This is a genomic window from Terasakiella sp., assembly GCF_048267425.1.
GTDB lineage: Bacteria > Pseudomonadota > Alphaproteobacteria > Rhodospirillales > Terasakiellaceae > Terasakiella.
Window position 1 is genome coordinate 86643 of record NZ_JBLWXN010000010.1, and the last position, 19597, is coordinate 106239.

14 protein-coding genes are annotated in these 19597 nt (G+C 46.0%); 5 read left to right on the plus strand and 9 right to left on the minus strand.

Translation table 11 applies throughout. The annotated features are described in order from the left end of the window. The 7 genes from ACN0VA_RS14975 to ACN0VA_RS15005 all read right to left on the minus strand — a co-directional run bounded on the left by ACN0VA_RS14975 (position 1) and on the right by ACN0VA_RS15005 (position 10573). Positions 1 to 981 carry a nickel/cobalt transporter gene (locus ACN0VA_RS14975; protein ID WP_417821932.1) on the minus strand — a complete coding sequence of 327 codons (981 nt, stop codon included), beginning with the start codon at positions 979 to 981 and terminating at the stop codon, positions 1 to 3. Then, complete coding sequence (locus ACN0VA_RS14980; RefSeq protein ID WP_417821933.1) at positions 972 to 1619, minus strand: DUF1007 family protein; 648 nt, start codon at positions 1617 to 1619, stop codon at positions 972 to 974. Before ACN0VA_RS14980 ends, ACN0VA_RS14975 begins: the two co-directional genes overlap by 10 nt. An 81-nt stretch (positions 1620 to 1700) precedes the next feature. Continuing rightward, positions 1701 to 2414: a Crp/Fnr family transcriptional regulator gene (locus tag ACN0VA_RS14985; protein WP_417821934.1), complete on the minus strand. Its 714-nt coding sequence runs from the start codon at positions 2412 to 2414 to the stop codon at positions 1701 to 1703. A gap of 431 nt (positions 2415 to 2845) precedes the next feature. Continuing rightward, positions 2846 to 5974: an efflux RND transporter permease subunit gene (locus ACN0VA_RS14990; protein ID WP_417821935.1), complete on the minus strand. Its 3129-nt coding sequence runs from the start codon at positions 5972 to 5974 to the stop codon at positions 2846 to 2848. After that, complete coding sequence (locus ACN0VA_RS14995; RefSeq protein ID WP_417821936.1) at positions 5971 to 7155, minus strand: efflux RND transporter periplasmic adaptor subunit; 1185 nt, start codon at positions 7153 to 7155, stop codon at positions 5971 to 5973. Before ACN0VA_RS14995 ends, ACN0VA_RS14990 begins: the two co-directional genes overlap by 4 nt. After that, a complete protein-coding gene (locus ACN0VA_RS15000; protein ID WP_417821937.1) occupies positions 7152 to 8546 on the minus strand; it encodes an efflux transporter outer membrane subunit in 1395 nt (464 codons plus the stop codon). Before ACN0VA_RS15000 ends, ACN0VA_RS14995 begins: the two co-directional genes overlap by 4 nt. 323 nt (positions 8547 to 8869) lie before the next feature. Further along, complete coding sequence (locus ACN0VA_RS15005; protein ID WP_417821938.1) at positions 8870 to 10573, minus strand: cytochrome D1 domain-containing protein; 1704 nt, start codon at positions 10571 to 10573, stop codon at positions 8870 to 8872. 667 nt (positions 10574 to 11240) lie between these two features. Between ACN0VA_RS15005 and ACN0VA_RS15010 the strand changes: the two genes are divergently transcribed. Then, the gene (locus ACN0VA_RS15010; protein ID WP_417821939.1) at positions 11241 to 11873 is read left to right on the plus strand and encodes a LysE family translocator; all 633 of its coding nucleotides are present in this window, start codon (positions 11241 to 11243) and stop codon (positions 11871 to 11873) included. Positions 11874 to 11920: 47 nt separating this feature from the next. Here ACN0VA_RS15010 and ACN0VA_RS15015 read toward each other — a convergent pair whose 3' ends face one another. Then, the gene (locus ACN0VA_RS15015; protein WP_417821940.1) at positions 11921 to 12196 is read right to left on the minus strand and encodes an HU family DNA-binding protein; all 276 of its coding nucleotides are present in this window, start codon (positions 12194 to 12196) and stop codon (positions 11921 to 11923) included. Positions 12197 to 12429: 233 nt separating this feature from the next. On the opposite strand from ACN0VA_RS15015, the gene ACN0VA_RS15020 reads away from it, so the two are divergent. After that, positions 12430 to 13668, plus strand: a complete 1239-nt coding sequence (locus ACN0VA_RS15020; RefSeq protein WP_417821941.1) for a GH39 family glycosyl hydrolase — start codon at positions 12430 to 12432, stop codon at positions 13666 to 13668. On the opposite strand, the gene ACN0VA_RS15025 is transcribed toward ACN0VA_RS15020, so the two are convergent. Continuing rightward, a complete protein-coding gene (locus ACN0VA_RS15025; RefSeq protein ID WP_417821942.1) occupies positions 13648 to 14619 on the minus strand; it encodes a glycosyltransferase family 9 protein in 972 nt (323 codons plus the stop codon). The genes ACN0VA_RS15020 and ACN0VA_RS15025 overlap by 21 nt on opposite strands. 151 nt (positions 14620 to 14770) lie before the next feature. Between ACN0VA_RS15025 and ACN0VA_RS15030 the strand changes: the two genes are divergently transcribed. The 3 genes from ACN0VA_RS15030 to ACN0VA_RS15040 all read left to right on the plus strand — a co-directional run bounded on the left by ACN0VA_RS15030 (position 14771) and on the right by ACN0VA_RS15040 (position 19553). Then, positions 14771 to 16798, plus strand: coding sequence for a hypothetical protein (locus tag ACN0VA_RS15030; RefSeq protein ID WP_417821943.1), 2028 nt, complete (start codon positions 14771 to 14773; stop codon positions 16796 to 16798). Beyond that, positions 16795 to 18279: an exopolysaccharide biosynthesis polyprenyl glycosylphosphotransferase gene (locus ACN0VA_RS15035; protein ID WP_417821944.1), complete on the plus strand. Its 1485-nt coding sequence runs from the start codon at positions 16795 to 16797 to the stop codon at positions 18277 to 18279. Before ACN0VA_RS15030 ends, ACN0VA_RS15035 begins: the two co-directional genes overlap by 4 nt. Before the next feature lie 185 nt (positions 18280 to 18464). Further along, positions 18465 to 19553 carry an autotransporter outer membrane beta-barrel domain-containing protein gene (locus tag ACN0VA_RS15040; protein ID WP_417821945.1) on the plus strand — a complete coding sequence of 363 codons (1089 nt, stop codon included), beginning with the start codon at positions 18465 to 18467 and terminating at the stop codon, positions 19551 to 19553. Positions 19554 to 19597 lie beyond the last annotated feature (44 nt).

Here is a 19597-nt window from a genome sequence, read left to right on the forward strand (position 1 = left end):
CTAAAACAACGGGTGACTCGTCTGACTGGCTTGCCAGAGCAAGGACAGGCCAATGGCAAAGATAAATGCTCCCCCGCTGATAGCGGCAATAAGAGATAGGTTTTGCATGAAGGCCCCACTTTGGCGTTCGGCAATGTAGAGGGCTGTTTTGCGAAAATAAATGGCGAGAAGGGCAAGGCTGCTGACCGTAATAGCCGTCCCAAGCGAAATGGCCATAACTGCGGCAATCCCGGCAAACCTCAAGCCAATGAGTTCAGCAAAAATCAACATCAAGACGGAACCGCTGCACGGGCGAATACCAACGGAAAAGATGATGGCGAGAACGTCTTTTAAACTGCTTTTTGGTGTTAAAAGCGCAGGGTCGGGGGCGTGGCTGTGACCACAGGTCGTGCAGACATGGTCACTATGGTGGTGGTGATGTTCGTGTGTATGGTGATGCTCATGCTCATGCTCATGTTCATGTTCATGTTCATGATGATGATGAGAGCGATTGAGTCGCCATAACGCTTGCCCCCCGCGTTTCACCAAGACCAACCCGATCAGGGCGATGAGGCCGAAACTGACCATTTCCAGCATGGGAACAGCGTCTTTTGCATCGGATCGGGAAAGGCCAATGATACCCACCAACCCTTCAACCAGTACAATTGCACTTAAGCCTTGAATGAAAGCGGACGCAAAAGAAAGGGCAATGCCTTTTTTCAATTTACTTTCGTGACTGAGAAGATAGGTGCCAATAACAGCTTTGCCATGACCCGGACCTGCGGCATGAAAGACGCCATAAAGGAAGCTGATGGTGATCATTGCCCAGATGGCGTGAAGCCCACCATCCTGAATGGCGCGAATAGCCCCTGCCATTTCGCGATGGAAAAGTTGTTGCTGAGTACGAATGTAGAAGATCATTTCTGACCAGTAGCCAGCCTCGTTGGCAAAGGCGTCAACTCGAAAAAGCAGGCAAGCCAGAAAAAGGAGGATTATGGGCATGAGATTTCGACATGTTGGGCAAAATAAATACCGATACCGTCACCGGCGCTTTCTGATTTATCCATTGCTGCTGCCATCAGGCTCATTTCCTTGGGGGGCTCCGGGTTTTTTAAACGATAACTGCATCCCAACGCCCCCTTACCGCTGAGCTGAACCGGATCACCTGTGGCAGCGTGGAGGATTTCGACATAATAGGTCGGGTCATAGACAGCGTAATCGATTTTATGGGCTTTGGGATCAATCGGTTCTTGCAGCATAACGCTGAATTCCATCCATAAACGATTATTTTCGACGAAGGTTTTATAATCCTGAACGGGTTGATACGCAGCTTGTTCCCCGTCATTATGAATGAAGGTGAAGTAAGAGTATTCCGACAGGTTTTTCAGGTTGGTTTCTGCAAGGCTATTGAGCGCTTTTTGATCATATTTACCGTTTTTGTCGGGCACCATGCCTTCAAGTGTGAAAGCAGAATAAAAATCATCAAATAACCAGCCTTGCCACAAGCCGATCACATGGCCTTGATCGTTAAAAATCAGGCTGGTTTCCAAATCAATCCACGAGTGAGGATGGGCCTTGGCTGTGGTATGAGCCAAGGCAAAAAAGAGGCAGGTCAGGAAAAAACGATATACAAGCGGCATTGATCTGTCATGTTATAATGTTACACTTAGGGGAATGTAGCATATTAACATATCAATGCAATGGTCCTTTTTAAAGCAGGTTCAGTCTTCCTGAATCATCTCCTGCAAGGCTTGACGATCCAAAATGGTAATAAGCCCTTTCTTTTCGTCAATGAGGTTGAGGGACTTGAATTTTTTCAAAAGTCGCGACAGGCTCTCCACCGTGATCCCCGTAATGTTGGAGAGGTCTTTCTTGCTGACAGGTAAATGGAACGTTACCGTATTTGCGGTCGGATCGATATGTTTAGACATGGTGAAAAGCAAAAAGGCAAAGCGGCTGCGAATGGTCTTGGTCACAGTTAAAAGCAACTTTTCTTCCATTGCCCCTAGATCCTGTTCAATCAGATTGATCAAGTCTTGACGAACCTTTGGATTCTTATCAATGGCCATTTTAACGTCATATTTGCTGAGCATACAGAGGGAAACAGGCGTCAGGGCCTCTGCTGATGTCTTATGTGGTTTGTCAAATAAAACAGAACGGTAGCCAAAATTTTGCCCCGGAAAAATCAGTTTCATAACAGCAGATGTTCCGTCGCTGCCGTACTTGCGAATAGCGATAACACCTTTTTTTAGGCAATAGACACCTTCGCAAGAATCACCTTCCAGAAAAACAGGTTCCCCTTTTTTAAAATCGAGGCATCTTTTTCTCAGATTGCTTTCTGCCACAATATTATCAAGCTGCCCTTCCAGCAAGTGCGCGTTACTTGCGCGACAGACAGCACAGTGCAGGGATGAATTATGGGAACAATCGTTCATACAAAAACTTTCCGCTTTATTGTTGTCATTATAAAAAGTTTCTCAGTCGGCGGTAACTTATCGGTAAAATTACGTATTTTTAGAAATGTTTCAATACTAAACTAAGTCATAAAGTATGAATTTTAGTACTGATTTATATAGGTAAGCCGCAATTATTTAACAGATGGCAATCTGAAATTGATTTACAAGATCTGAATGAGATATGTATTCTAACTACTTACAGACAAAGGCTGAAGGTTTGCTTCCGCATTCATTGACAGTCGTTCTACTTATGCTAGCGTCTGAAAAAATCTTTACTGACAATTTGAATAAAAACAGAAACTTTGTTATCTGACCATCAAAGCATGTGTTTTGTCAGAAAACGAGAGAAAGAGCCGTTGGAAAATAAAAACGGCTAGGATTCGAAATCAGTAAACTTTTGTTATGCTTCATTAAATAGAAGGCGCTTTGCTTTCTTCTGTATCACGGGAATAGAGTTGGTTGAGGAACCGACGGGCATTTTCCAGCAATATATAGTTCACCGGGATCATAATTAGGGTGATGAAGGTCGCAAACAATATGCCAAACCCTAGCGAAATCGCCATTGGGATCAGGAATTGCGCTTGTGTGGACTTTTCAAACAATAAGGGGACAAGACCGATAAAAGTGGTCAGACTGGTCAGCATGACCGGGCGAAAACGTGCTGTTCCGGCGTTGAGGACGGCGTGTTGCAAGCTCATGCCGCGTGCGCGTTGCTGGTTGATGTAATCCACAAGAACAAGGGCATCATTTACGACGACACCGATCAGGGCCAGCATGCCCATGAGACTGAGCAAAGTCAGATTGCTTCCCATGATCCAGTGACCAAGGACTGCACCGACAAGGCCGAAGGGAATAACGCTCATAACAATAAAGGGCTGGGCATAAGATTTAAACGGAATAGCCAGTAGGACGTAAATGGCGAATAAGACCCCGAGTAAGGACCAGCCGAGGGAGCCGAAAGATTCCCGCTGTTCGCGCGCTTCGCCTTCCAGACTGTAACCGACATCCGGGTAACGTGTGACCAGTTCATCCATGAAACTGCGCAGGCTTGTGGTCAGTACTGTCATATTGGTACTGCCCTTTTCGATGTCAGCACTGATGTTTACGGTGCGAAAACGGTCGATCCGATTGATGGCGGATGGTCCTTTTCCGGGTTGTAAGCTGGCGACCTGTGCCAATGGAATTTCGTTGCCGTTGCTTGTTTTAATCAACAGGTTTTGTAAATTTGCGACGGAACGACGTTCTTCCAATGGCAGGCGCACCATAACTTTCACATCGTCACGCCCACGCTGGATGCGTTGGGCTTGTGTCCCATAATAGGCATTTCTGATTTGGCTGGCGACTTCCTGACGGGTAAGGCCGATGGCTTTCCCCTGATCGGTCAGTTCAATCTGCAATTCTTCCTTGCCGTCGGAAAGGGTGTCGGCAATGTCAAATACAGTGGGGTAGGTTGCAAGATGGTCTTTGACGATTTCACTGACCTGACGCAGTGTTTGCAGGGAATTGGCGCTCAGTTGAATATCGATGGGGTTCCCACCGCGCCCGAATTCTGCACGATAGGCAAGGCTTTCCGCCCCCGCGATATCCCCATTGAGTTTGCGCCATTCATTGACCAGTTGTTGCGATGAAATCTCCACGCTGCGTTGTTCGGGCGGCGTGATTTCAAAACGCACGCGGCCTTCGTTGCTGGTTCCGCCACGCCCGCCGGTAACGGACAGGATGTTGAGGATAAAGCTCTCGCCTGTTTCCGGGTTACGATATTTCTCACGAAGTTTTTCCGCATTTTTTGACAGGGTCAGAATATGACGGTTGGTGACTTCAAACGGGGTTCCGGCAGGCATGGTCAAGGTCACACGTACCGTTTCACTGGGGATACGTGGGAAAAAGGTGAATTTGGTCCAGCCGCTGAGGATCAGTGCAATCAAGATACAAAAGATCGACAAAAAAGACAGCAATGTGGTCAGTTTGTTGTTTAAACAGACATTCAGTACCGGACGATAATATTTTAAAATGGCACGTTCAAAACCATCGGCAAACTTTTGTTGATATTTTTCAAACCGGCTGGCTTTGGTTTTTTCGGTTCTTAGTTTTATGTGTTTAAGGTGGGAAGGAAGTACAAACTTCGATTCAATCAGGGAAAACAATAAAATCGGGATGACGACAGCCGGAATTTGGCTAAACATCGGACCGCGCATGCCTTCGATAAAGGCAAGGGGCAAAAAGGCGGCAACAGTGGTTAAAACACCGAATGTGACGGGCTTTGCGACCTCAAGTGTCCCATTGATCACTGCATCTTCACCGGATTCTGCCCGGTTCAGGTGAGTATAGATATTTTCTCCGGTGACAATCGCGTCATCCACGACGATCCCTAAAACCAGAATAAAACCGAATAGACTTAAGATATTCAAGGTTACGCCGAAGACCGGCATAAGCAAAAACGCCCCCATGAAAGAGATCGGAATCCCGATAAAAACCCAAAACGCAATGGCGGGACGCAAAAAGAGGGTCAAAAGGGCCAGTACCAGAATACCACCTTGTAAGGCACTGTTGGTCAGGGTTGAAATCCGGTTTTTAACAATGGCGGAATCATCGTCCCAATAGCTTAGCTCATAACCTTGCGGCAAGGTGGCTTGACGATCTTTAATGAAGGTTTTGATCTTATCGGCAACATCAATCGCGCTTTGATCCCCGATCCGGTACACCTCGATAAAGACGGCATTTTTACCATTGAAACGCGTGCGAACCGGGGTTTCTTCAAAACCGTCGTTGATCTGGGCAATGTCTTCCAATAGCAGCTTAGAACCGTCTTTATTGGTTTTGATCGCAATCTTTGCAAAGTCGTTTTTGCGGTAAGCCTGCCCGGAAGAACGCAGCAAAATATCACCGCCCAAGGTGCGTAAATTTCCGGATGAAATATCAATGCTGGATTTGCCGATGGCACTGGATATGTCACTCAGTGTCAGGCCATATTGGCGTAAACTGTTTTGCGAGACATTGATGGTGATTTCGTAATTGCGGATGCCGTCCAGTTCCAATTGGGTTACACCATCAAGGCGTAACATTTCATCACGTAAATTTTGGGCGTATTCGCGGGTTTCATGTTCGTCGTAATCACTGGCAAGGGTCACGGTAATGACATCATGGGTGTGTTGGGCCAATGAAATCACCGGACGTTCGGCATCCCCCGGGAAGGTATTGACCGCATCGACACGGCTTTTGATATCGGCAAGCAAGGTCTGCGGGTCGTAATTATCATCAATATCGATGTAAACGACGGCGCTGCCTTCGCCAGAGGTACTGCGGATTTGATCAATACCTTGCAGATCCTGCACGGCTTCTTCAATACGGATGGTAACGCTTTTTTCCACATCCTGCGGTGTTGCACCGGGCAGGGAAACTCTAACGGAAACCACATGGGTTTCAAATGACGGAAAAACTTCCAGCGGGATGCTGGTGTTCAGGCTGAACAGGCCGGCAACCAGAATGCTGATCATCAAAAGATTAGCCGCAACACTGTTTTTGGCAAACCATGTAATCATGTCTGTTTACCCTCAGCAGTATCGCTACTCTGTATGACTTTGACGGCTGTGCCCGATGTCACATTGCCAAGTGGTGTCAGCACAAGGTTTTCGCCCGGTTCCAAACCTGCGGTGATGAGGGCATCTTCCTGATTTTGCCATAAAATTTTAATATCACGTCGATTAATCAATCCGTCTTTTTCGATATAGACGAAACTGCCTTGATAGATCGTACTCGTCGGGATTTTGATGGCGTCGGGCAAGGTGACCCCGATGATGCTGGCCGTGACATATTGTCCGATTTTAATCAGCGGGCCTTGTTGGCTAAATGGGGATTCGATTTGGGCAATGGCATAAAGCTGCTGTGTGTCGCTGTCGATGGCCCCTTCGGTTCTGACCAGATTGCCTTGCCATTGTTGACTGCCAATCAAGTCTGAATAAAGCAAGACCGGGGTTGGGCCGTTTGTATTGTCGTTTTGGACATTTTCTGTTGGCAAATCAATCAAGGGCAGGTCTTTATTTTTGATTGGCAAGCGAACTTCCACATAATCGGTGGCATAAATGTCGGCCAGTTGGGCATTGCTCGCGACCACTTGGCCCATATCGACATATTTGGTCAGAATGCGGCCATCAAAGGGGGCTTTAATCTCGGTCCGCTCCAGATCAAGACGGGCGATATCCAGTTGGGCTTGGGCAGACAGGACGCTTGCCTTGGCGGCTTCCAGTTGGGGAATGCGTAAAACCAGATCGTTGGGTTTGCCTTTTTTACCCAGTCTTGCCCAATCATCTCGGGCCTGGGCTGCATGGGCGGCTTCTTCAGACAAGGTCTGTTTGGCAAGGATAAGATCAGCTTCTGCAACCTTCACCTTGGCGCGGTAATCGCGGGCATCCAGTTTGATCAGGATATCCCCTTTTTTAAAGAAACCACCTTCGCGAAAATTATCGTTAACATCAATAATCTGACCGGAGACCTGAGCACTCAATACGGTTTCGGTGCGCGGGCGAACGGTGCCGTAACTGTCAATGGTGACGTTAAAAGGCGCGCGTTCAATAACTTGGGTGCGCACGGGGATCTTGGCGGCTGCGGCTGGTTTGCCGTGTTGGGCTTGCGGCGGATTTTTCATAATCAGCGCAACAATCAGGGCGGTGAAGACAACAAGGGCAACAGGAAGGGCGATTTGTAAAAGTTTTTTGTGTTTCATCGGGCTTCCTCAACTGCTGTTTCCGCTGGGGCGAAGTCTCCGCCTAAGGCCAGATGGAGCTGAATACGGTTGGCGGCCAACTGGCTTTGAATTTTGATGGCATTGACTTCAGCATCATAATACCGGGTCTGTGATTCTAAAACCGTGGTATATTCAACAAGGCCGCGTTGATATTGCTGGAAAGAAAGATCAGCGGCGATTTTTGCATTTTCTGCAGCAAATTTTGTCGATTCAAATCTTTTTTCAAGGCTGAGTTCTTCGGAAATGGCGTTTTCGACCTCTTTATAGGCCTCAAAAACATCGCTGAGATATTGTGCTTCGGCTTGACGTAGTTCTAAACGTGCGACTTCTTCGGCAGACGCCAGCTTGCCCGCATCAAAAATAGGTGCAGTGAGACTCCCCAACAGAGACCATGCAAAGGGGGCCCCGCTAAACAATTGATTGGCAAGGGTGGCTGAATCCTTGATGTCGGCTGTGAATTTCAGGCTGGGTAAACGGGATTTATGAGCATAGGCAAGGGCGGCATTTGCAGACAGTAAATCACGCCAGCTTGCATTGAGGGAGGCTTTGCGCTCAATTAAATCCTTGGGGAGTCCGGTGCGCATCGGACTGTTTAAAACCGGGAGATCGTCGTTAATGGCACGCAAACCTTTCGGATATTCCCCGAGATAACGTTCCAAGGTTCGGATGGCGGTGGTAATAGCGGTTTTTTGTTGCTCAATCGTGGCTTGTTCCGCATCCAGTTCGTTGCGTACCAGATAGACGTCAAGGGCTTCGTTCAACCCTTTCTCATAACCGCTTTCAATGATGGTATGGTTGTCTTGTGCGTTGGCAAAACGTTGCAGATAAAGGTTTAACAGTTTTTTTGCTTCGATAATATCCAGCCATGCGGTTGCAACGTCAGCGGCCAATTGTTGGCGGGCCTGTTTAAAGGTGGCTTGCGAAGACATCAAGGCAAGCTTGGCTTCGCGTTCGCTATCCGACATTTTGCCCCAGACATCCAGCTCATAAGCCAGATCAAGACCAATGGAGGCAGCGTTGGTCGCACTCCCGCCTTCTGTCAGGCCAGAACGTTTTTGTGAAAAGCTGAAATCCAGTGTTGGAAAAAAAGAACTCTGGACCGCGATCAACTGCTGTTCCTTGATTTGCACATCATAAGCCAGTTGTTTTAACTCGATATTATGTTGCAAAGCGCGATCGATCAGGCTGGAAAGCTCTGTACTTTGGAAGCTATCGATCCAGTTTTCATCAATGGGGTCGACTTGCACCGCTTCCTGCCAATTGGCCGGGGCGTCAATGGCGTCACGTGTTATCAGCCGATTAAGATCGGCATTACAGGCGCTAAGGGCCAGACACCCGCTCAGGAGCAAAAAGGTCTTTAAAGACGTCATCAGTTCACAAAACTTTTAATCTGTTTAATCGAATGCCATAAATGCATGTTTAACAAGATTATGTAACTCTGAAATGTCTTGGAAGCCCCTTTGTGTAACGAATTGTAACAAGGTGGGGGAGAGGGATGAAGAAGAGCGTGTGAAATGCCTTTTGAGGGCAAGTCATTTTACGTGTAAAAGTTGATTATACAGCTTTTTTGGGGGATGAGTTCGCTAACTGTTCTCTGAACTATAATTTCAACTATTTTGTTCATCTGAAACAACAAGGCCAGCCGCGAAGTGTGACTCCGGGGCTGGCCTTGTTATCTTAGTGTACAGAAATATTAATAGACGTCATGTTGGGTGTTGTAGACGTTGAATTTGCCTGTTGGGGTGATCAGGCGTTTGTCTTTAATGACTGTTTTCAGTTTACGTGTTTTGTCATCAACGACAACGATTGCAGATTCCTGATTTTTCGCATTCCATACGGAGAACCAGATTTCCGAGCCGTCTTTATTGTATTCGCCTTGAACAACGCGGCGCGCGCCTTCCTTGATACCTGACCATTTGCCAATCGGCAGGACTTCGTATTCTTTATCAAGATTGTTGATGTCAAATACGGCGATAGACTGTGACATGTCTTCGTCCGGGTTTAATGGCGTATCGACCCATAAGTTTTTCGATTTCGGGTGGGTTTTGATGAAGAGAGAACCGCCGCCTTGGCCTTCGAGGGTTTGAACAACTTTCCAAGCGTTTTCAGGATGACCTTCCGGGTCCGTCCCGATCAAGGAAACGGTTTCATCACCCAAATGGCTGGTCGCCCAAACCGGTCCGAATTTAGGGTGGACAAAGTTTGCGCCACGTCCCGGGTGAGGGGTAGTGCCTACATCAACCAGTTTTGCCAGTTTACGTTCTTTCAGATCAATAACAGCAATTTTATTGGAAGCATTGGCGGCATCCATAAAATAACGCCCGGTGGAATCAACGCCACCATCATGCAAGAACGGTGCAGCATCAATAGATGTGATTGTCAGGTTGTTCAGATCGGAATAATCGACCATCAGGACTTTACCCGTCTCTTTGACGTTGACAACAAATTCGGGTTGGTAGTGAGAGGAAACAATGGCAGCAACGCGTGGTTCGGGGTGGTATTCCTGGGTGCCAACTATATTGCCACGGGTGGCGACAATTTTTAGCGGCTCCAAGGTTGCGCCATCCATAATGACGAATTGCGGCGGCCAATAGGTGCCGGCAATTGCGTACTTGTCTTCCCAACCTTTAAATTTTGATGACTCAACAGAGCGTGCTTCCATGCCTGTTTTAATCTCAGCAACACTTTGGGGAACTTCCATCCACAAGTCGATCAAATTCACACGGGCATCACGACCCACGACCATAAGGTAACGACCAGACGCCGACATACGTGAGATATGAACCGCATAGCCCGTTTTAATCAAAGTTACGATTTTATGGGTGTTGCCATCAATTAAGGCAATCTCGCCTGTGTCACGTAAGGTCACTGAGAAGATATTATCCAGATCAAGATCGTTCATCTTCTTGGTCGGGCGCTTGTCAACGGGCACTTGAAGTTTCCAAGTTGCCTTCATATCCTTAAGGCCAAATTCTGGCGGTGTTGCAGGGTCCTGCATCACGTAACGCGCCATCAGGTCGATTTGCTTCTCTGTCAGAATGCCGGATGTCCCCCAGCTTGGCATGCCACCGGGTGAGCCGTAAGTAATGAATTGCTTCAGGTAATCATATCCGTATTCACGTGTAATATCCGGTGTCAAAGGTTTTCCTGTCGCCCCTTTACGCAAGACGCCATGACAGCCAGCACAGCGTTCAAAATAAATCGTTTTGGCTTCTTCGAATTCCTGTGGCGACATGACAGGGACACCCGGCTTTAAACCAGGTTGTTCCAAGGGAATGTCCGGGGTTGGGCCACTGGGGACTTGCATCGATTTCGCGTGTCCGTCTTCTGCGGCATGAACACCATGTGTGCCAAAAGTCAATAATCCACCGACAACAAGCAAAATTGCTGAAGTCATATGTCGTTTTTGTAGAATGAATTCGTACAAAATTCAAAACTCCCTAAGTTGTAAAGAGACAAGAAAACCACCTCCTGTGAAGTTTTGGTTCAAGCGAATTCTTTCCTGAAAAAGGCTATCCTGTTTCGCCACGTCAAACTTCTAAAAAACGACAGAAATGATTTCCGTTCCTTTATGTTTGGTATCCAAAAAGACAAAGCCATTTCGAGTGAATAGGCCCTGCATCTTCTTTTGCGGACATACACAAGTGCGTTTCTTGCTTGTTTGGCAATCATTCCAAAAGGGAAGGAAAGAAGTACCGCTTCAAATAATTATAACCTAGTGAAACAGTATGTTTTTGAGCGGACGTAACAAATAGCCGTTATTTAAACTTACATCAATCACTGGAAAGCAAGTAGTTGAACTCCGAAAAAAGCACTAAAGTATGAAAACGGGTTTTAAATATCATACTTTAATATTGGTTTCTATAATTAATAGTAATCATAATTGTTATTATTCTATTTAAAGTATACTCTATTTCTTGACTGAAAAGGTTTGGTATAAGAATAAGAAAGTGATTAAAAGAAAGTGTCCCTTAAATAATGGAGTAATCAGGGCGGTTTCCTATTGCCAAATCTGCTATCAGGTTTTGAACTTTGACGGCTTTGTTGAACAGGGAATAAACGAGATGGATCTTTTGGTTATCGTTCTTCCGATTATTGGGACGTTGTTGATCGGTGCGATCAGCCCGGGGCCGAGTTTTATCGTTTTGGCTAAATCGTCTTTGGGTGGTTCCCGGGGCAAAGGGGTTGCGGTTGCGTTTGGGATCGGATTGGCCAGTGCCGTTTTTGCCGTGCTGGCTTTGGGCGGTTTGCACGTTATTTTTGAAACTGTGCCCCGGCTTTATGTCGGATTTAAAGTTTTGGGCGGGAGTTACCTTGTCTATCTCGCATACAAAATATTTGTAAATGCGAAAAACCCTTTATCCGAGGTACGGGTTCAAACGGGACAACAGGCGAAACGTCCGATGCCCAAGGGTGTGATTCTTGGTTTCTTGACGCAAATCAGCAATCCAAAAACAGCCATTGTTTTTGCCAGTGTCTTTGCGACGTTTATGAACCGCGAACCGGACATGGTGCTGTACCTTGTATTGGTTCCGATGATTTTTCTGCTGGAATTCGTCTGGTACACAGTTGTCGCCATCCTGTTATCGAACAGCGGACCCCGTAAAATCTACGCGCAAGCCAAGACAACGATTGACCGTGTAACAGCCGGGCTTTTAGGGGCCTTAGGGATCAAACTGGTGAGTGATACCCTTTGAAGAGAAGTGCAATAGGGGTGATATGATCACCCCTAAAGGCTTAGGATTTACGCATTTACGAGGTCTTTAAGACCTTTGCCTGCTTTGAATTTCGGCTGTTTGGAAGCCGCAATTTTAATGGTTTCGCCAGTGCGCGGGTTGCGGCCGTCACGTGCAGCACGTTCTGTAATACCAAAAGAACCAAACCCGACCAATTGCACTGTATCGCCATCTTTTAATGCATTTGTAATGGCATCGAATACAGCATCGGTTGCAAGTGTCGCATCGGCTTTAGAAAGGTCAGCCGCAGTGGCAACAGCAGTGACGAGATCGGTTTTGTTCATATCAATATCCTTTGTGAAAATGGGACGGGCTTAATAATGTGTACGGAAGACTTCCGCAACATTAATTATCAATAACAGATTATAAATCTGCTGCGGTGATGATGATCACACAATTCAAGCTAAGTGCCCTTTATATCATAAAACGAATAAGCTGTATTATCAGTGGTGTCTAGGCCGTAAACTCTTAAAATAGAATCGTTTTTTAAAATGCTAAAAATGGATAATACGGATTTATGAAGCCAACCTATTCTTTCATCATTTATATTTGTTTGATCGGACTGTCTTTTTTTAGTGCGGCAGAAGGCGATACACCGGACTATCCCAAACAACTGACGTTGCATTTATCGTCGCAAACTCAGGCCAATCCGTCTTTTGTCATGGGTCTTATTCACGGGATCAATGGGCAGCAACCCGCAGATGATGTCATTGACCAAGCCGGTTTTGATTATTGGCGATCCGGGCGAACGGCTGAAGATTTCATCGCGCGTCTTCAACATCGAAAAGCACCGTATCAGTTTGTTTTAGCCGACAGCTGGGGATTTAGTGAAAAGATGAAGCCGCCTTTTTCGCTGAAAGTCGAATGGGAAAACCATGTTCGATGGCTTGTCCGGGCGCTTAAAGACAAAGTCTGGATCTGGGAAATATGGAACGAACCGGATTTAAAACATTTTTGGCGGTTTTCCCGACAAGAGTATTTTGAAACCTGGAAAATTGCCCATGATGTCATTCGTGAAGAATTAGGTGACACAGCCCTGATTGCCGGGCCTTCATTTGTCAAGTTTGATAAAGAATATTTGCAAGACTTCCTCGATTTCGCTTTGCAGGAAAAGCTTCAGGTCGATGTTTTAACCTGGCATTCGCTCCACACACGGATTTCGGCTATTCCTGAAAATGTCGCTTATGTTCGCCATCACTTTATGGATAATCCACGCTATACCCCATTGAAAATCAAGCGCATCCATATTGATGAATTTGGCGGGCGCGGGTCGCAATATTCACCCGGTACAACCTTGACCTATTTATGGCAATTGGAAAATGCCCGCATCGATGCGGCGGCCAAAGCGTGTTGGCCGAATTTGGAAGAAAGCCTCTATTATTGTGACAGCGATACATTAAGCGGTTTATTGACGGACGATTTGAAGGCCAAACGTGCCCCGTGGTGGTTATTTGCCAAATATAATGAAAGCCGCAACGCGCTGCGACTTATGATTAAAGGGCAGACGATCTGGTTACCGGCGCTTGCGTGGGAAGATGATCATGGGCGGGCGCAAATGCTGTTTGGTTTGGCAGAGGCCAGCAACGCGCCTGACAACATCACCGTTGAGATCGATGGGGCGTATCAGGTAATCAAGGCACAACGCTTAAGCGATCAGGGGGAAGCACCTTCTGACGGTTTTGTCGATTTGAAACCACAGGCAGATTTTTCTTTAAAAGCCGGTGATGTGGTTTGGTTAGTCCTCCAACGCCCGTAAAACAGAGGACACGGCAATATGCTGCATAATCGGTGTTTTATCTTCGGGATATTCAAAACCAAGGTTTAGATAGCCAGACTTGATATGACCGGGTGGCGCGATATTTGTAACTTTGGGTCCAACTGCCCCCCAACGCTTGGGGTTCGTTGGCCCGTTTAAGGCAATGGTGCGTACACCGCATGTTGCGGCCATATGCATAATACCCGTATTGACACTGACCAATTTTAAATTCGGATGTTTACAAAAAAGCCAAACCAATTGCGCTAACGTCAGTTTGCCACACAGATCATGGACGTGAATTTTGTATAATTCAAATTCTTCAAACAGACGATTCTGTCGATCCCTATCATTCGGGGCGGCGCTGACATAAACTTGATAACCTTGTTTTATCAAGTTTTGACTTAAACGCGCCCAATGATCATGGGGCCACTCTTTCAGCTCGCGATAAATACCCGATGGCCAAGGGTGCAAAAGGACAACGGGTTGCTCTAGGTCGACAGCGACAGGGACATCTTTCAAATCAGGGCAGGATAACGCCGTAGCCTGATCACCTTTTCCTCCGGCCAGGCGGGCCAGATTCTGAATGTTGCCGAGCTGGTGAAGTGCGGCATCATGGATCACGCAATCGCTATAAAGGTAATGACGGTTTTGCCCCGGTGTCTCAAACCCTAAAATCCGTTTTGCTCCGGATAAGCCGCTGAGCAAGGCTTCATAACGAGTCCAGTCCCCTAAATCGATAAAAAGGTCAAAGTGTTCTTTGCGCAACTTGAAAATATTTCCCAACAGATTTCCAATGCTTAAAACGCGTACATGTAAATCATGTACGGGGAGCATATCGGCAAGCGCTGAATTGTCTTCCCCCAAGTAAAGGTGAAGTTCTGCATCCGGGTATGTTTTGCGCATATCCAGCAACAAAGATGTTGCCAGCGTCAGGTCCCCGATCGCAACCAATTTCAATATTCCAATTTTTCTTGGACTTTTGGTAAATTTTTTCTTCCGCCATACAAGGGAAAGTATGTACAAACATAAAGGGAGGACGTAACGGTCCAAAATATGTAATAACTTGTTGCCGCGCATCAATATCTTATCAAATGTAATGAAAATGACTGCCGATAAATTTAGATACCTATCAGTTAGCCTGATATTGTGCTTGGGCGCAATCTCAACTTTTGCCGCATTGCCCGTTTTTCGCTTCGGTGTCTGGCGAGATGCCGAGCCAACGGTTGTGAGTGTTTTTGCTCTCGGGGGACTGGCTTGGTTGTGGAATGCGTGGTTTTTATATTCATATCCCAAAATGCAGTTACCCCGCACCATCCAGATATCTATTGCATTGGCACTATGGTCGACGCTTTCTTCTATCTTTGCGCCTTATCCCTTATTAAGCCTGTTGGGTGGCCCGCAACTCGCAGAAGGGGCGGCTCTTTTTTTTGTTTTGTCCGGTTTTCTGATTGCCGGTTATTTTGCTCAAGGAAAACGTTTCATAACCATTGCTGCCAGTGTCGGTGCGCTGGTCCTGATTGGCTACGGGGCAATTGTTAACCCGCTTCCGGTTGGGTCCCCTTATAAGCTTTTCTTTTTCCCGGATTATCTGGGTGTTTTTGCCGTTCTGGTTCCGGCCCTGATGTATCTTTTGGCCTATAATATTACGGCTAAAGCCAATCTTCGCAATGCTGCGACTCTTTTGGGTTTTATCGCGGGAATAGTCGTTGCATATCTAGGCGACAACCGTGGTGCAATTGTCATTGTGCTGGTCTGTGGGCTTGGCGGGTGGTTGATAACGGTTCTGGTTCAGCGTTTTGCCTCTCTAAAAATCAATAAAGCAGTCCTTTTTCTGGCAAGTCTTGCCATTGTTGTGATCCCGGTATCAATTTTTGCCCTCATCCTGTGGGTTGGGCGTGACTATCAGGCAAATCAATTGGGCGAGTTTACCTTGTTCTATTCTTTGTGGTCGCGCAGTTTAATGTTTAACATTACAACTCATGCCTTTGATGATGGGGGATGGCTCACATATATTTTTGGTAACGGTTTTGGACATTCCCTCTTTGCCATCCAGAAATATCTGGTTTTTTCCGGGCAAGACTTTCTCAATCCGACATGGGATACATTCTCGCGGGATTATGTTCATACCCATTCCATTCCTTATGAAATCCTTTTTTCCAGTGGGCCGATCGCTCTCATTTTGTATCTTGCTATCTTTATCTTCTGGATAAAAGAGGCAGCGGTTCAACACAAAGCGATCGTTGTCGCCACGGCTGCCAGTTATATCGCGATTGCTTCGCTTTGGTTTGAATTTGCAACTGTTATTCCGTTGCTGGCTTTTATTATGGCGACAACGCTGGGGCCTGCTTCTTTCAAAAAAGCAGGTGCGAAACTTAAAATTCTAAAGGCAACCGCAGGCATTATCTTTGCGGTAAACCTTATATGGGCCTCAATCTGGGTGTATCAGCAAAACATGCATCTGGATAAACAAGTTTTTCTGGCGCGTCAGGATAAAGCTTTCAACACAATTGCGGATGATCATTTACGGGGGAATATTTCTTTCCAACGCGCCTTAAGGGAGGGATATCGTTATATTACCGCACCCGTTGAGGGGCAAAGTTTGGAATATGATGATTTCCTTTGGGTTCAATATCTTGTGGAAAGGGCGCAACAGCAATTACGCTCCAGTCCCGGAAATGCCCTTATTATGGAATATCTCCTGTTGGCGTCTGATTTCCAGAATATTCAGCGCCCGGAAAAAGAATATCAGGCGTTAAAATCCGTTATTCTTTCTGAATGGTCATATGCGGCATCGGTCTTGTTGGAAACGGCACCGCATCGCAGTGAGCTTCTCATTCCCTATCTGACTTATGCGGTTTCGCCTCAAACTCAACAATCCGAGCGGGAGTGGGCAAGCATTATTCTAAATGATCTCTATCAGTACGAAAATGAAAATCCGGTTGCGCTTTGGTTTATCGGACAACTGGAACTCGCGAACACCGATAACAAAAAGCGTATCAAGGCTATTGAAAATATGGTAGATGCTGTCGAAAAACACGACTTAAGACGTTTTTTGGAAATCCCGGATAGTTTAATTCAACAATTAAAAACGGCACACACAGCCCTCGTACAACATAGCAAAATGCAATGAATGCCAAACTCAAAAAAATAGAAGATCGTATTAATGCGATACCTGTATGGAAAAAAACGACAATCGCTTTTTGCATTACGCTCGGTATTGATTTTTTATCTTTGACCGCTTCTGTTTTACTGGCGCGTTATATGCGCTGGCTGTTTGTTGATTACCCTAATACCGAGATTTTGTTTGAATGGAATGTTAGCCTTTTTGTCGAACGATTGTGGTTATACGGCGCCTTTATCTTTATCTTGTTGCTGGTCTTTACGGCAAAAGGGCATTACACGCGTAGGCGTATGCCGATTATGCTGTTTAATGAGATCTTCTTAATGGTCTTAATTGTTGGTGTTGCCGATTTTGCCTCCGCTTATCTTTTACAGAAAGCCTTTCCACGGCTTTGGGTGGCATTAACCTGGGGAATGGCCCCTTTTATCCTCCTCTTTGGGCGCTATGTCAGCATTGCGATTCTCAAACGAATGAGATGCTGGAAACTTCCTGTTCTGTTTTTTGGTGATTTAAATGGTCTGGATATCGTTAAAAACCTGATTCGAAATGAACAATTTTCGGGCTATTACTTGGCCGAATCGTTTCTCAAAACAAATGGCAAAAGCTATCTAAATCCCAAAAACGAATATCAAACGGTCAATCTACGTGATTTTGGGCGCCTGAAAATCCGCCATAACCTGAGAGTTTTAATCTGTTTTTCCAAAGAAAAAGAGCACGAACAGCAAGAAGTTGCCGTAGAAGCTTTACGTCACGGTCATCAGGTTATGCTCTTGCCATCTTATTTCCAGTTGCCAATTTTTCATTCCAACATTGAGCCCATATTTGGCGAACATTATCTGTTGATGCGTATGCAGAATGCGCTGGATAATTGGTTTTATAAAAAAATAAAACGTATCTTCGACCTGATAATGGCGAGCATTCTTCTCATACTTACGATGCCTATACTTGTTCTGGCGGCTATGTGGATCTGTTCGGTGTCCAAGGGACCTGCTTTTTTTCGACAAAAACGGATAGGTCTGAATGGAGAAAATTTTCCCTGTCTGAAACTTCGTACCATGGAAGTTGGGGCCCACCAAACCCTTGTGCGTTGGAAAAGAAATGCACCGGACACATGGGCAGAATATGAAAAAAATAACTTCAAATTGGACAGAGACCCGCGCTTGATTAAAGGGGCACATTTTTTAAGGAAATATTCGATCGACGAACTCCCTCAGCTCCTAAACGTTGTAAAAGGAGATATGAGTATGGTCGGTCCGCGTCCTCTGTTAGCGCGTGAAATTAAAAGTTATGGTGTAAACTTTGAAAATTATACACGTACAATTCCGGGCATTACGGGGTTGTGGCAAGTCAACGGACGCAGCCACACGACTTTTACCAAAAGAGCAGAGCTCGATTCTTGGTATATTCAGAATTGGTCCGTCTGGCTTGACATAATAATCACACTGAAAACCTTTAAAATTGTGCTTTTAGGTCTTGGTGAGCGCCATTAAACCCCGTGAGTGTAGCTAAAATGCCACACCGTTACACGTAGGGTTCAGTTCTCTCTTTTTTTAGTTGCAAACCGCACCAAATCAAAGTCTATTAGCTATTGATTGAGAGCTGGCACAGTGTGCAAGCAGTCTGGGTCAGTTTGAAATCTTCAATTGCAATTGAAGTAAATCTATAATCAAGGGGAATGGAACTAACCATGTTCTCAAAATGTAAAATTCTAATTGCTGGTGCAGCCGTTGCGTTGGTTTCAACGCAAGCATCCGCCGAGACGTATTCGTCCGGTCCGAATGCAGCGGGTTCATCAGTGGTTGCTCCGGTTGTTGCGAAATCAATTGCCGTAGCTAACGTAAATAACGTGTCGGCTCACTTGGATGCCATTGTTGGTGTCATCTCTGGTGCTGTTGGTGGCGGTGGCGTTAGTGTCACTCCTACTCCGACTACTAAGTTTGAAGGTGGTAACACCAAGCAAACTGTTAGCTTGTTCGATTCTGCGAAGCAACACGGGTATGGCGCTGGTAACGAAACACGTAAAGTTTCTGTTTGGGCGAACCTGTCTTATACTTGGATCGAAAGTGATAAAGCGAACGAAAACTTCGATGGTAACGTTGGTGCTCTCAACGTTGGTATCGATAAGTGGTTCACTGACAAGCTAATGGCTGGTGTATCCATCGGTTATGCGTCTACTGACGTAGATACCACGTTCAACTCTGGTACTTACGAAGAGAAATCTACAACTCTCGCACCGTACGCTCTTATCCGTATCACTGATAATGTGAACCTGACAGGTATGTTCGGTCACACATGGGGTGATGTTGACCAGGATCGTCAAAATGGTGCAACAACGGCTTCTACCGATGCCAAAACTTGGTTCGCAGCAACAACATTGTCTGCTAGCAAGCAAATCAAGAACATCGGTTTGACTGGTCGCGTTGGTTACTTGTGGTCTGACCGCGATACTGACGGCTTCGTAGAAAGCAACGGCAACGTTGTTGCTGCTTCTCAAAGCAAAACCAGCCAAGGTCGTATCGGTGCTGAAGCCAGCTATGCCATTAACTCTGGCAAGTTGAACCTGACACCGTTTGCTTCCGTAGATTACCTGCGTGACTTCAAAGACGAGATCAACGATGACGCTGATGCGTTTGACCTTGGCCTTGGTCTGCGAGTGGGTTCTAAAGATGGCTCCGTTGACGGTAGCTTGAATGTTAAAACCCAAGTTGGTCGCGACAACTTCGAAAGCACAACTGCTTCTGCAACTGTTCGCTTCAAATTCTAAGCGTAAGTTTGCAGTATGACAGTTTGTCATCAAGTAAAAAGGGT

Excerpts from the sequence above, each read along its gene's own strand:
- ACN0VA_RS14975 (WP_417821932.1), bottom strand. The coding sequence starts at position 981 with ATGCCCATAATCCTCCTTTTTCTGGCTTGCCTGCTTTTTCGAGTTGAC.
- ACN0VA_RS14980 (WP_417821933.1), bottom strand. The coding sequence starts at position 1,619 with ATGCCGCTTGTATATCGTTTTTTCCTGACCTGCCTCTTTTTTGCCTTG.
- ACN0VA_RS14985 (WP_417821934.1), bottom strand. The coding sequence starts at position 2,414 with ATGAACGATTGTTCCCATAATTCATCCCTGCACTGTGCTGTCTGTCGC.
- ACN0VA_RS14990 (WP_417821935.1), bottom strand. The coding sequence starts at position 5,974 with ATGATTACATGGTTTGCCAAAAACAGTGTTGCGGCTAATCTTTTGATG.
- ACN0VA_RS14995 (WP_417821936.1), bottom strand. The coding sequence starts at position 7,155 with ATGAAACACAAAAAACTTTTACAAATCGCCCTTCCTGTTGCCCTTGTT.
- ACN0VA_RS15000 (WP_417821937.1), bottom strand. The coding sequence starts at position 8,546 with ATGACGTCTTTAAAGACCTTTTTGCTCCTGAGCGGGTGTCTGGCCCTT.
- ACN0VA_RS15005 (WP_417821938.1), bottom strand. The coding sequence starts at position 10,573 with ATGACTTCAGCAATTTTGCTTGTTGTCGGTGGATTATTGACTTTTGGC.
- ACN0VA_RS15010 (WP_417821939.1), top strand. The coding sequence starts at position 11,241 with ATGGATCTTTTGGTTATCGTTCTTCCGATTATTGGGACGTTGTTGATC.
- ACN0VA_RS15015 (WP_417821940.1), bottom strand. The coding sequence starts at position 12,196 with ATGAACAAAACCGATCTCGTCACTGCTGTTGCCACTGCGGCTGACCTT.
- ACN0VA_RS15020 (WP_417821941.1), top strand. The coding sequence starts at position 12,430 with ATGAAGCCAACCTATTCTTTCATCATTTATATTTGTTTGATCGGACTG.
- ACN0VA_RS15030 (WP_417821943.1), top strand. The coding sequence starts at position 14,771 with ATGACTGCCGATAAATTTAGATACCTATCAGTTAGCCTGATATTGTGC.
- ACN0VA_RS15035 (WP_417821944.1), top strand. The coding sequence starts at position 16,795 with ATGAATGCCAAACTCAAAAAAATAGAAGATCGTATTAATGCGATACCT.
- ACN0VA_RS15040 (WP_417821945.1), top strand. The coding sequence starts at position 18,465 with ATGGAACTAACCATGTTCTCAAAATGTAAAATTCTAATTGCTGGTGCA.